This is a genomic window from Pseudomonas sp. PB101 (assembly GCF_009764265.1).
Classification (GTDB): Bacteria; Pseudomonadota; Gammaproteobacteria; order Pseudomonadales; family Pseudomonadaceae; genus Aquipseudomonas.
On the sequence record NZ_RWIR01000079.1, the window covers coordinates 35,583 to 48,619 of the forward strand.

The 13,037-nt window shown below is 58.9% G+C and carries 11 protein-coding genes; 4 read left to right on the forward strand and 7 right to left on the reverse strand.

The window, feature by feature from the left end:
* Positions 1–71: 71 nt before the first annotated feature.
* Entirely contained in the window at positions 72–2,297 is a 2,226-nt protein-coding gene (locus EI969_RS24385) for an NADP-dependent isocitrate dehydrogenase (protein WP_160390019.1), read from the reverse strand.
* A gap of 327 nt (positions 2,298–2,624) precedes the next feature.
* Complete coding sequence (locus EI969_RS30300) at positions 2,625–2,792, reverse strand: hypothetical protein (protein ID WP_178120805.1); 168 nt, start codon at positions 2,790–2,792, stop codon at positions 2,625–2,627.
* Here EI969_RS30300 and icd point away from each other — a divergent pair.
* Positions 2,791–4,047, forward strand: a complete 1,257-nt coding sequence (gene icd, locus EI969_RS24390) for an NADP-dependent isocitrate dehydrogenase (RefSeq protein ID WP_075947937.1) — start codon at positions 2,791–2,793, stop codon at positions 4,045–4,047. The genes EI969_RS30300 and icd overlap by 2 nt on opposite strands.
* Positions 4,048–4,127: 80 nt before the next feature.
* On the opposite strand, the gene cspD is transcribed toward icd, so the two are convergent.
* Entirely contained in the window at positions 4,128–4,382 is a 255-nt protein-coding gene (gene cspD / locus EI969_RS24395; RefSeq protein ID WP_160390020.1) for a cold shock domain-containing protein CspD, read from the reverse strand.
* A 224-nt stretch (positions 4,383–4,606) separates the two neighbouring features.
* On the opposite strand from cspD, the gene clpS reads away from it, so the two are divergent.
* Together clpS and clpA are read left to right on the forward strand one after the other, a co-directional pair.
* The gene (clpS, locus tag EI969_RS24400; RefSeq protein WP_027925124.1) at positions 4,607–4,969 is read left to right on the forward strand and encodes an ATP-dependent Clp protease adapter ClpS; all 363 of its coding nucleotides are present in this window, start codon (positions 4,607–4,609) and stop codon (positions 4,967–4,969) included.
* A gap of 30 nt (positions 4,970–4,999) precedes the next feature.
* Positions 5,000–7,270 carry an ATP-dependent Clp protease ATP-binding subunit ClpA gene (clpA, locus tag EI969_RS24405; protein ID WP_110660637.1) on the forward strand — a complete coding sequence of 757 codons (2,271 nt, stop codon included), beginning with the start codon at positions 5,000–5,002 and terminating at the stop codon, positions 7,268–7,270.
* 232 nt (positions 7,271–7,502) lie between these two features.
* Here clpA and infA read toward each other — a convergent pair whose 3' ends face one another.
* The 4 genes from infA to trxB all read right to left on the reverse strand — a co-directional run bounded on the left by infA (position 7,503) and on the right by trxB (position 10,299).
* Positions 7,503–7,721, reverse strand: coding sequence for a translation initiation factor IF-1 (gene infA / locus EI969_RS24410; protein WP_002553999.1), 219 nt, complete (start codon positions 7,719–7,721; stop codon positions 7,503–7,505).
* Positions 7,722–7,832: 111 nt separating this feature from the next.
* Positions 7,833–8,540 carry an arginyltransferase gene (locus EI969_RS24415; RefSeq protein ID WP_160390021.1) on the reverse strand — a complete coding sequence of 236 codons (708 nt, stop codon included), beginning with the start codon at positions 8,538–8,540 and terminating at the stop codon, positions 7,833–7,835.
* A 57-nt stretch (positions 8,541–8,597) separates the two neighbouring features.
* Positions 8,598–9,278, reverse strand: coding sequence for a leucyl/phenylalanyl-tRNA--protein transferase (aat, locus tag EI969_RS24420; protein WP_160390022.1), 681 nt, complete (start codon positions 9,276–9,278; stop codon positions 8,598–8,600).
* Positions 9,279–9,339: 61 nt separating this feature from the next.
* The gene (trxB, locus tag EI969_RS24425) at positions 9,340–10,299 is read right to left on the reverse strand and encodes a thioredoxin-disulfide reductase (RefSeq protein ID WP_160390023.1); all 960 of its coding nucleotides are present in this window, start codon (positions 10,297–10,299) and stop codon (positions 9,340–9,342) included.
* Between the two features lie 306 nt (positions 10,300–10,605).
* Here trxB and EI969_RS24430 point away from each other — a divergent pair, with 306 nt between their 5' ends.
* Entirely contained in the window at positions 10,606–13,017 is a 2,412-nt protein-coding gene (locus EI969_RS24430; protein WP_160390024.1) for a DNA translocase FtsK, read from the forward strand.
* Positions 13,018–13,037 lie beyond the last annotated feature (20 nt).

Here is a 13,037-nt window from a genome sequence, read left to right on the forward strand (position 1 = left end):
GTGTCGATTTACAAAAGGCACAAACACAAACCCCGGCACAGGGCCGGGGTTTGTGATGTTCCCTTACAACCTTAAACCAGCGCAGCAACCGCCGCGTTGAAGGTTGCGCTTGGGCGCATGGCCTTGCTGATCAGCTCGGCGTCGGCGTGGTAGTAACCGCCGATGTCCACTGGCTTGCCCTGAACGGCGTTGAGTTCGGCAACGATGGTCGCCTCGTTCTCGGTCAGGGTCTTGGCCAGGGTCGCGAACTGCGCTTGCAGTGCAGTGTCTTCAGCCTGGGCAGCCAGGGCCTGGGCCCAGTACAGCGCCAGGTAGAAGTGGCTGCCGCGGTTGTCGATGTTGCCGACTTTGCGCGATGGCGACTTGTTGTTGTCCAGGAACTGGCCGGTGGCCTGGTCCAGGGTCTTGGCCAGAACCAGCGCCTTGGGATTGTCGTAGGTCACGCCCAGGTGTTCCAGGGATGCGGCCAGGGCGAGGAATTCACCCAGCGAATCCCAGCGCAGGAAGTTTTCTTCCAGCAGCTGCTGAACGTGTTTCGGAGCCGAACCGCCGGCGCCGGTTTCGAACAGGCCACCGCCGTTCATCAGCGGCACGATCGACAGCATCTTGGCGCTGGTGCCCAGTTCCATGATCGGGAACAGGTCGGTCAGGTAGTCGCGCAGTACGTTGCCGGTTACCGAGATGGTGTCTTTACCGTCGCGGGTACGCTGCAGGGTGTACTTCATGGCGTCGACAGGCGACATGATCTGGATGTCCAGACCGGCAGTGTCGTGATCCTTCAGGTAGGCCTGAACTTTCTCGATCACCACGCCGTCGTGGGCGCGCATCGGGTCCAGCCAGAAAATCGCTGGAGTGCTGCTGGCGCGAGCACGGTTGACGGCCAGTTTGACCCAGTCCTGGATCGGCGCGTCTTTGGTCTGGCACATGCGGAAGATGTCGCCGGCTTCGACCGACTGCTCCAGCAGCAGGTTGCCCTTGCTGTCGGTGACGCGAACTACGCCGTCAGCCTTGATCTGGAAAGTCTTGTCGTGGGAGCCGTACTCTTCGGCTTTTTTCGCCATCAGGCCGACGTTTGGCACGCTGCCCATGGTGGTCGGATCGAACGCACCGTTGGCTTTGCAGTCTTCGATCACGGCCTGGTAGATGGTGGCGTAGCAGCGATCCGGGATCACGGCCTTGGTATCGTGCAGCAGGCCGTCGGTGCCCCACATCTTGCCGGAGTCACGGATCATCGCCGGCATCGAGGCGTCGACGATCACGTCGCTCGGCACGTGCAGGTTGGTGATGCCTTTGTCGGAATTGACCATCGCAAGCGATGGGCGAACGGCGTAGACCGCCTGGATGTCAGCTTCGATCGCAGCTTGCTGCTCGGCAGGCAAGGCCTTGATGCGAGCGTACAGGTCGCCGATGCCGTTGTTCAGGTTGAAGCCGATCTGTGCCAGCACGTCTGCGTGCTTGGCCAGTGCGTCTTTATAGAACTCGGCAACGATCTGGCCGAACATGATCGGGTCGGAGACCTTCATCATGGTGGCTTTCAGGTGAACCGAAAGCAGCACGCCTTGTGCCTTGGCGCTTTCGATTTCAGCGGCGATGAAAGCGCGCAGGGCGTTTTTGCTCATCACGGCGCAATCGAGGATCTCGCCAGCTTGAACGCTGGTCTTTTCTTTCAGGACGGTAGCGGTACCGTCTTGAGCGATCAGTTCGATTTTCACGGCGTCAGCGGCGTCGATCAGGGCGGCTTTTTCGCTGCCGTAGAAATCGCCGGTGCTCATGTGCGCGACGTGGGACTTGGAGTCCTTGGCCCAGGCGCCCATTTTGTGCGGGTGCTTGCGTGCGTAGTTCTTGACCGACAGCGGAGCGCGGCGGTCGGAGTTGCCTTCGCGCAGAACCGGGTTCACGGCGCTGCCCTTGATCTTGTCGTAGCGCGCCTTGGCTTCTTTGTCCGCGTCGCTGGTGACGGTCTCAGGGTAGTCCGGCAGTGCATAGCCCTGAGCTTGCAGCTCTTTGATCGCGGCTTGCAGTTGTGGGACCGAAGCGCTGATGTTCGGCAGCTTGATGATGTTGGCTTCAGGCGTAACGGCCAGGGCGCCCAGTTCGGCGAGGTGGTCGGCTACGGCTTTGTCACCCAGTTGCTCGGGGAAGCTGGCCAGGATGCGCCCTGCAAGAGAGATATCGCGGGTTTCAACGGCGATATCAGCCGAGGCGGTGAACGCCTCTACGATAGGCAACAGTGAATAGGTGGCGAGGGCAGGAGCTTCGTCGGTGAAGGTATAGATGATCTTCGAGCGGGTGGGCATATTCGGATTAACTCTCTCTTCTTTGCTAAAGCGTGCGCAGAAACTCGAGGGCGCCGGGTAAGCGCGTTCGTTCAAAGTCATCCATGAGCCGAATATCGAGGTTTCGTTGCTGTGATGTTGGGTGCATCAGTAGGGTGTCAAGTAGCCGGGCTGCGGTAACAGATCGACTTAACTGGCGGAAACACTCGTCGTAGAGCTGTTCAACCTGACGTGACCCTTTAGTCAGCGGCGGCATTATACATAGGTAGCTGGCAATCTGCCGATGGTTCATACGCAACGAAAGTCGTCCATTGGTCTAAAGGTCGCAGGGGCGAGCAGGGCGTATGGTCATTCGTCGTGCTTGAGTTTGGCGTTTTTCCCTTTGCTTTCAGGCTTGTAGCTCGCGAGTTTCGGGGCTTTGCGGCAGATGGACGGAACATAGGGTTTGCGCGCCGATTCAACTGGGTTACGCTCGAACCAAGCCAGATGTTCAATCCAATCAATGGAGTTCAGCATGGGTTACAAGAAGATTCAGGTTCCAGCCGTCGGCGACAAAATCACCGTCAATGCAGACCATTCTCTCAATGTTCCTAATAACCCGATCATCCCCTTCATCGAAGGCGACGGCATTGGTGTCGACATCAGCCCGGTCATGATCAAGGTTGTCGATGCTGCTGTTAAGAAGGCTTACGGTGGCGAGCGCAAGATTTCCTGGATGGAAGTGTACGCCGGGGAAAAAGCGACTCAGGTCTACGATCAGGACACCTGGCTGCCTCAGGAAACCCTGGACGCGGTCAAGGATTACGTGGTTTCCATCAAGGGCCCGCTGACCACTCCGGTCGGTGGCGGCATCCGTTCGCTGAACGTGGCCCTGCGCCAGCAACTCGACCTGTACGTCTGCCTGCGCCCGGTGCGCTGGTTCGAAGGCGTGCCTAGCCCGGTCAAGAAGCCAGGCGACGTCGACATGACGATCTTCCGCGAGAACTCCGAAGACATCTACGCCGGCATCGAGTGGAAGGCCGGTACGCCGGAAGCCACCAAGGTCATCAAGTTCCTGAAAGAAGAAATGGGCGTTACCAAGATCCGTTTCGACGAGAACTGCGGTATCGGCGTCAAGCCGGTGTCCCTGCAAGGCACCAAGCGTCTGGCGCGCAAGGCCCTGCAATATGTGGTCGACAATGATCGCGATTCGCTGACCATCGTGCACAAAGGCAACATCATGAAGTTCACCGAAGGTGCCTTCAAGGAATGGGCCTACGAAGTGGCGGCTGAAGAGTTCGGCGCGACCCTGCTTGACGGCGGTCCGTGGATGCAGTTCAAGAACCCTAAAACCGGCAAGAACGTCATCGTCAAGGATGCCATCGCCGACGCCATGCTCCAGCAGATCCTGCTGCGCCCGGCCGAGTACGATGTGATCGCGACCCTGAACCTGAACGGCGACTACCTGTCCGACGCCCTGGCGGCGGAAGTGGGCGGTATCGGTATCGCGCCAGGCGCCAACCTGTCGGACACCGTGGCCATGTTCGAAGCTACCCACGGTACGGCACCGAAGTACGCCGGCAAGGACCAGGTCAACCCGGGTTCGCTGATCCTGTCCGCTGAAATGATGCTGCGCCACATGGGCTGGACCGAAGCGGCCGACCTGATCATCAAGGGCACCAATGGCGCGATTTCCGCCAAGACCGTGACCTACGACTTCGAACGTCTGATGGATGGCGCGAAGCTGGTGTCGTCTTCCGGTTTCGGTGACGCGCTGATCTCGCACATGTAAGAAACTGCAGGCACACAAAAACCGCCTGATTCAAGAAGTTGAGTCAGGCGGTTTTTTAATGACTGGAAAACGCTGTGGTGTTAAGCCGAAACTGTTTGTTCAGCAACGGGTGACGTGGTTGCCGTGGTGTCCACCGGATTGGTGATGTTGACCGCGTGCAGACCCTTGGGGCCCTGGATAATCTCGAATACGACGGCTTGCCCGGCTTTCAGGGTTTTATAACCATCCATTTTAATGGCCGAGTAGTGGGCAAACAGATCTTCTGTCTTGCCGTCCTCGATGATGAAACCGTAACCCTTGGCATTGTTGAACCACTTGACCTTGCCGACAGCCATACCCAACTCCCTCTGCAACAGACTCCATCACTGGAGTATCATCCAGTACATCCGCAGTCGAATCTGAAAATAAGATTGACTCCGCGGACCTTTTTTACCCACTGTGGGCTCTATTGGTTGTAACACCCTTTTGCCGATAGTCAAGCTGACCCGGCACTCGGAGTTGAAATCGCTGATAGCCGCCCCCACCACTGTATTTGCACAACTGACGAACCTTTCTTTCCATGCATGCAATCAGCCAGATTCGACTAACATTCAATCAGGATCATCCTGATTCACACGACGACGATTCCGCAGGCATTGCTGTTCAGGAAGCAAAGCCTGCACTTCAGGCGCCGCCGATGTACAAGGTGGTTTTGTTCAATGATGACTACACACCGATGGATTTCGTCGTCGAAGTGCTCGAGGTGTTTTTTAACCTGAATCGCGAGCTGGCGACCAAGGTCATGCTGGCCGTCCATACAGAAGGGCGGGCAGTATGTGGAGTGTTTACCCGCGACATCGCTGAGACCAAGGCTATGCAGGTCAACCAGTACGCCAGGGAAAGCCAGCATCCGCTACTCTGTGAAATCGAGAAGGACGGTTAATCGCCGACCACTTGGGTATGAGGTGAAGCTATGTTAAACCGCGAGCTCGAAGTCACCCTCAATCTTGCCTTCAAGGAAGCTCGTTCGAAGCGTCATGAGTTCATGACCGTCGAACACCTCTTGCTGGCCCTATTGGACAATGAGGCTGCCGCCACCGTTCTGCGTGCGTGCGGCGCAAACCTCGACAAACTCAAGCATGACCTGCAGGAGTTCATCGACTCCACCACGCCATTGATTCCCGTTCATGACGAGGATCGTGAAACCCAGCCAACCCTGGGCTTCCAGCGTGTCCTGCAACGTGCTGTGTTTCACGTACAGAGCTCGGGCAAACGCGAAGTGACTGGCGCCAACGTGCTGGTCGCGATCTTCAGTGAGCAAGAGAGTCAGGCGGTGTTCCTGCTGAAGCAGCAGAGCGTTGCCCGTATAGATGTCGTCAACTACATCGCCCATGGCATTTCCAAGGTGCCGGGGCATGGCGATCACTCTGAAGGTGAGCAAGATATGCAGGACGACGAGGGCGGTGAGTCTTCTTCCTCGGGCAATCCCCTGGATGCGTATGCCAGCAACCTCAATGAACTCGCGCGCCAGGGTCGTATCGATCCGTTGGTAGGTCGTGAGCTGGAAGTCGAGCGCGTCGCGCAGATCCTGGCGCGTCGCCGCAAAAACAATCCTCTGCTGGTGGGCGAGGCGGGCGTGGGTAAAACCGCGATTGCCGAAGGCCTGGCCAAGCGCATTGTCGACAACCAGGTGCCGGACCTGCTGGCCAACAGCGTGGTTTACTCCCTTGACCTGGGTGCCTTGCTGGCCGGTACCAAGTACCGTGGCGATTTCGAGAAGCGCTTCAAGGCGTTGCTCAATGAGCTGAAAAAACGTCCGCAGGCGATCCTGTTCATCGACGAGATCCACACCATCATCGGTGCGGGTGCCGCGTCCGGTGGTGTCATGGATGCCTCGAACCTGCTCAAGCCACTGCTGTCGTCCGGTGATATCCGTTGCATCGGTTCGACCACCTTCCAGGAATTCCGCGGCATCTTCGAGAAGGACCGAGCCTTGGCCCGGCGCTTCCAGAAGGTCGATGTGTCGGAGCCTTCGGTGGAAGACACCATCGGCATTCTGCGCGGCCTGAAGGGGCGTTTCGAAAGCCATCACAATATCGAATACAGTGATGAAGCCCTGCGTGCGGCTGCCGAACTGGCTTCGCGCTACATCAATGACAGGCACATGCCGGACAAGGCGATCGACGTCATCGACGAGGCGGGTGCCTACCAGCGCCTGCAACCGGTCGAGAAGCGTGTGAAACGCATCGAAGTGCCACAGGTCGAGGACATCGTCGCGAAAATCGCGCGGATTCCGCCAAAACACGTCACCAGTTCCGACAAGGAACTGCTGCGTAACCTCGAGCGTGACCTGAAGCTGACCGTGTTTGGTCAGGATGCGGCGATCGACTCGCTGGCCACCGCGATCAAGCTGTCCCGTGCCGGCCTCAAGTCACCTGACAAGCCTGTCGGTTCGTTCCTGTTCGCAGGGCCTACCGGTGTCGGTAAAACCGAAGCGGCGCGTCAGTTGGCCAAGGCGCTGGGTGTCGAGTTGATTCGCTTCGACATGTCCGAGTACATGGAGCGCCACACCGTATCGCGCCTGATCGGTGCGCCTCCGGGTTATGTCGGGTTCGATCAGGGCGGTCTGCTCACTGAAGCCATCACCAAGCAGCCACACTGCGTGCTGTTGCTCGATGAGATCGAGAAGGCGCATCCGGAAGTCTTCAACCTGCTGCTGCAGGTGATGGACCACGGTACGTTGACCGATAACAACGGGCGCAAGGCGGATTTCCGTAACGTGATCGTCATCATGACGACCAACGCCGGTGCCGAGACCGCAGCCCGGGCTTCGATCGGTTTCACTTATCAGGATCACTCGTCCGATGCTATGGAAGTGATCAAGAAGAGCTTCACGCCGGAATTCCGCAACCGTCTGGACACCATCATCCAGTTTGGTCGCCTCAGCCATGAGGTCATCAAGAGCGTGGTGGACAAGTTCCTTACCGAACTCCAGGCGCAGCTGGAAGACAAGCGAGTACTGCTGGAAGTCACCGATGCGGCCCGCAGCTGGCTGGCCGAAGGTGGCTACGACGCGGCGATGGGTGCTCGCCCAATGGCTCGCCTGATCCAGGACAAGATCAAGCGTCCGCTGGCGGAGGAGATTCTCTTTGGCGAACTGGCCGAGCATGGCGGTGTGGTGCACATCGACATCAAGGACGGCGAACTGACCTTCGAGTTCGAGACCACGGCCGAAATGGCCTGACGTTCAGAAGCAAAACAAAAAGGCGCCGAGAGGCGCCTTTTTGCTATCTGCCAAAACACACCAAATCCCTGTGGGAGCGGGCTTTCCCGCGATGAGGCCGTCCCAGTCAGCATCTTTATTGGCTGACAGTCCGCTATCGCTGGCAAGCCAGCTCCCACAGGAGGGGGGTGGTCGCCAAATCGCAGGCAAACAAAAACGCCCGGCATAAGCCGGGCGTCTTGTATTGACCTGATTAGCGGGCGCGGTAAGTAATGCGCCCTTTGCTCAAGTCATAGGGAGTCAGCTCTACGCGCACTTTGTCGCCGGTAAGAATACGGATGTAGTTCTTGCGCATCTTGCCGGAGATGTGCGCGGTTACGACGTGCCCATTTTCCAACTCCACACGAAACATGGTGTTGGGCAGGGTGTCGACGACAGTGCCTTCCATTTCGAAGCTGTCTTCTTTCGACATGCAGTAAAGCCCTCGGTGTCCAATGAATGGCCCGGTGCAACTGCGCCAGGCAAAAGCGGCGTGCATTGTGCCCGAAAAGTGGGGTTTAAGCCAAGGGGTTTAGGGCCGGCTCTAGTTTAGAACCACCCAGCGCTGATTAATCAGCAACTCAATGGGGCGATATTGAGTCTTGTAGCTCATCTTTTTGCAGTTTTTGATCCAGTAGCCGAGGTAGACCGCCTCCAGCCCCAGCCGTCGGGCCTCGCCGATCTGCCAGAGGATTGCGTAGCGCCCGAGGCTGCGACGCTCTTCGCAGGGTTCATAGAAGGTGTAGACCGCCGAAAGACCGTTCGGCAGCAAGTCGGTGACGGCGACGGCCAGCAGCCGGCCGTTCAGGCGGAACTCATAGAACCGTGAAAACGGCAGGTCGCGCACCAGGAAAGTCGAAAACTGGTCACGACTGGGCGGGTACATGTCGCCGTCGGCATGCCGTTGTTCGATATAGCGCTGGTAAAGATCGAAATACTCTTCGTTGAAACAGGGCTTGGCCGGGCGCACCTGCAAATCCGCGTTGCGCTTGAAGATGCGTTTCTGTTGCCGGTTGGGCGTGAACTGTCCCACGGGGATGCGCGCCGGAACGCACGCATTGCAATTCTGGCAATGCGGCCGGTAGAGATGATCGCCGCTGCGACGAAAACCCATCTCCGACAGGTCTGCATAGACATGCACATCCATGGGCTGGCTAGGGTCGAGGAACAGGGTTGTGGCCTGTTCCTCCGGCAGATAACTGCAAGAGTGCGGCTGAGTGGCATAGAACTTCAAACGCGCCAACTCGGTCATGATCAACCCTCGGGATAATGCTTTTGAATAAGTGTAAGCCACGCGCGCAAATGTCGCTCAGCAAACCCAGGTGGCGGTGTTGGGTTGGTCCAGGTGCCTGGCCAAATAGTTGGCAAACTCGCGGCGGGGGATGGCCCGGGCACCCAGGCTGTGCAGGTGATCGGTGGGCATCTGGCAATCGATCAGCACAAAACCCGAGTCTTTCAGATGCCGGACCAATGTGGCAAAGCCGAATTTCGAGGCGTTGTCGGCGCGGCTGAACATGGACTCGCCGAAAAACAACTGGCCCATCGCCAGGCCATACAGCCCGCCGACCAGTTCGTCGCCGTCCCACACTTCCACCGAGTGCGCGTGACCACGTCGGTGCAGTTCGATGTAGGCATCCTGCATTGCCTCGGTGATCCAGGTGCCGTCGGCGTAATCCCGGGGTGCGGCGCAGGCGCGGATGACGGCGGCGAAGTCCTGGTCGAAGGTCACTTGATAGCGTTGCTGGCGCAGCAGTTTGTTCAGGCTGCGCGAGATGTGCAATTCGTCGGGAAACAAGACCGTGCGCGGGTCCGGAGACCACCACAGAATTGGCTGGCCTTCGGAAAACCATGGAAAGCAGCCGTGGCGATAAGCCGAGATCAGCCGATCGGCGGACAGATCACCGCCGGCAGCCAGAAGCCCGTTGGGGTCGCGCATGGCCTTTTCCAGCGGTGGGAAAAGCATGGTATTACGTTGTAACCAAGTCAGCATGGCATCCGGGCTTGCAGAAGGGGAGGGCAGTGGCGGGTGTGGGCCCGCCATAAGTTTGCCTTCAAACGGTGGGAATGTCGTCGAGGTATTTTTCCGCGTCCAGTGCCGCCATGCAGCCGGCCCCGGCAGACGTAACGGCCTGGCGATAAACGTGGTCGGCCACGTCGCCGGCGGCAAACACACCGGCAATCGCCGTGGCGGTGGCATCGCCTTCGCTACCGCCCCTGACCAGCAGATAGCCGTCGCGCATTTCCAGCTGGCCCGTGAACAGGTCGGTGTTGGGTTTATGGCCGATGGCGATAAACACCCCGGCCAGCGGCAGCTCCCGGGTTTCACCGGTTTGGCTGTCGCGCAGACGGGCGCCGGTCACGCCGCTGGCATCGCCAAGCACCTCGTCCAGGTTCTGGTTCCAGTGCAGGCGGATATTGCCGTTGGCGGCTTTTTCGAAGAGTTTGTCCTGGAGGATCTTCTCCGAACGCAACTTGTCGCGACGATGCACCAGGTGCACTTCCTTGGCAATATTCGACAGGTACAAGGCTTCCTCGACCGCCGTATTGCCGCCGCCGACCACTGCAACCACCTGATTACGATAGAAAAATCCGTCACAGGTCGCACAAGCCGAAACCCCTTTGCCGGCAAACGCTTCTTCCGAGGGCAGGCCCAGGTATTGCGCAGAAGCGCCGGTGGCAATGATCAGTGCGTCGCAGGTGTAGGTGCCGCCATCGCCGATCAGTTCGAACGGCCGTTGTTGCAACTTGGCGGTATGGATGTGGTCGTAAACGATCTCGGTGGCAAAGCGTTCGGCGTGTTTTTGCATGCGATCCATCAGCACAGGTCCAGTCAGGCCTTCGACGTCGCCTGGCCAGTTATCCACTTCGACCGTGGTGGTGAGCTGGCCACCTGCCTGTATGCCGGTGATGACAACGGGCTTGAGGTTGGCGCGGGCGGCATAAACGGCTGCGCTGTAACCGGCAGGGCCGGAGCCCAGGATGATCAGGCGGGAATGCTTCGCTTCGCTCATAAAAACACCTCATAAGCCTTTGTCACAAAAGAGAATGCGTGCTCAAATTGAACAGCATGTCATGTGCTGTTGACTATGCTACACCCAAGGGTCTCAGGCATGGCGTCGTGCGCACAAACCCGTACAATGCCCTGCGTGTTACATATATTCAGTGCGCACCGTGTTTATAAAAACCGGGGCGCAGTGTTAAAAGTAGTCCCGGTTACACGTGTTAACTTTTTTACCTGCCTGGATTGGGCGGTTTTTTCGCAGTTTTTATAGACATTCACCAGATGGACGCGCCCATGGCGCAGGAAAAGAAGCGTTTTGAAGAAATCCACCGCAGCACCTAAACCAGCCGTCGTTCCACTCTGGCGCCAGCACTTGCACTACCGACTCAAGGAAGGTGCGCTGATCGCCATCGGAGCCCTGTGCCTGTTCCTGATGATGGCCTTGTTGACCTATGGCAAGGATGATCCGGGCTGGAGCCATAACAGCAAGATCGACGACGTGCAGAACTTCGGCGGGCCAGCGGGCTCCTACAGCGCCGATATCCTGTTCATGGTGCTGGGTTACTTCGCCTACATCTTCCCGTTGCTGCTGGCGATCAAGGCGTACCAGATCTTCCGCCAGCGTCACGAACCCTGGCAGTGGAGCGGTTGGCTGTTCTCCTGGCGCCTGATCGGCCTGGTGTTCCTGGTGTTGTCCGGCGCCGCCCTGGCCCATATCCATTTCCATGCCGCGACCGGCCTGCCGGCCGGGGCGGGCGGTGCGCTGGGGGAAAGCCTCGGCGAGCTGGCGAGGAACGCCCTGAACATCCAGGGCAGCACGCTGTTGTTCATCGCGTTGTTCCTGTTCGGCCTGACCGTGTTTACCGACCTGTCGTGGTTCAAGGTGATGGACATCACCGGCAAGATCACCCTCGACCTGTTCGAGTTGTTCCAGGGCGCGGCCAATCGCTGGTGGGCGGCTCGTACCGAGCGCAAACAGCTGGTTGCCCAGTTGCGTGCAGTCGACGACCGTATGGATGAAGTGGTCGCGCCGAGCGTCACCGACAAGCGCGAGCAGGCCAAGGTCAAGGAGCGCCTGATCGAGCGTGAACAGGCGCTGAGCAAGCACATGTCAGAGCGCGAGAAGCAGGTGCCGCCGGTGATTGCGCCTGCACCGCCAAAACCCGCCGCACCGAGCAAACGCGTCGAAAAAGAGAAGCAGGCGCCGCTGTTCGTCGACAGCGCCGTGGAAGGCACCTTGCCGCCGATCTCGATTCTCGACCCGGCGGAAAAGAAACAGCTCAATTATTCGCCTGAATCCCTGGCGGCGGTTGGCCACCTGCTGGAAATCAAGCTCAAGGAATTTGGCGTCGAAGTCACCGTGGATTCGATCCATCCGGGTCCGGTGATTACCCGTTACGAAATCCAGCCCGCCGCTGGCGTCAAGGTAAGCCGTATCGCCAACCTGGCCAAGGACCTTGCGCGCTCCCTGGCCGTGACCAGCGTGCGCGTGGTGGAAGTGATTCCGGGCAAGACCACGGTCGGTATCGAGATTCCCAACGAAGACCGGCAGATCGTGCGTTTCTCCGAAGTCCTGTCGACCCCCGAGTACGACAACTTCAAGTCGCCGGTCACCCTGGCCCTGGGCCACGACATCGGCGGCAAGCCGGTCATCACCGACCTGGCGAAGATGCCGCATTTGCTGGTGGCCGGTACTACCGGTTCCGGTAAGTCGGTGGGCGTGAACGCGATGATCCTGTCGATCCTGTTCAAGTCCGGCCCGGAAGACGCCAAGCTGATCATGATCGACCCGAAGATGCTGGAATTGTCGATCTACGAAGGTATTCCGCACCTGCTGTGCCCGGTGGTCACCGACATGAAGGACGCCGCCAACGCCCTGCGCTGGAGCGTTGCCGAGATGGAGCGACGCTACAAGCTGATGGCCAAGATGGGTGTGCGAAACCTGTCGGGCTTCAACGCCAAGGTCAAGGAAGCCCAGGACGCCGGCACGCCGTTGAGCGATCCGCTGTACAAGCGCGAAAGCATCCACGACGAAGCGCCGCTGTTGCAAAAGCTGCCGACCATCGTGGTGGTGGTCGACGAATTCGCCGACATGATGATGATCGTCGGCAAGAAGGTTGAAGAACTGATCGCCCGTATCGCCCAGAAGGCGCGTGCGGCCGGTATTCACTTGATCCTCGCGACCCAGCGTCCGTCGGTGGATGTGATCACCGGTCTGATCAAGGCCAACATCCCGACCCGTATGGCGTTCCAGGTATCGAGCAAGATCGACTCGCGGACCATCATCGACCAGGGCGGCGCCGAGCAACTGCTGGGCCACGGTGACATGCTCTACATGCCGCCGGGTACCAGCCTGCCGATTCGAGTTCACGGGGCTTTCGTGTCCGACGACGAGGTTCACCGCGTGGTGGAAGCCTGGAAGTTGCGTGGCGCGCCGGAATACAACGACGACATCCTCAATGGCGTCGAAGAGGCCGGTAGCGGCTTTGAAGGTAGCAGCGGTGGCGGCGACGGTGACGATCCCGAGGCCGATGCACTGTACGACGAAGCGGTGCAGTTCGTGCTGGAAAGCCGTCGCGCCTCCATTTCCGCGGTTCAGCGCAAGCTGAAGATCGGCTACAACCGCGCCGCGCGCATGATCGAAGCCATGGAAATGGCCGGGGTCGTGACGTCCATGAACACCAACGGTTCGCGTGAAGTCCTGGCCCCGGGCCCGGTGCGCGACTGACCGAGTATGAAAGGGGCGGT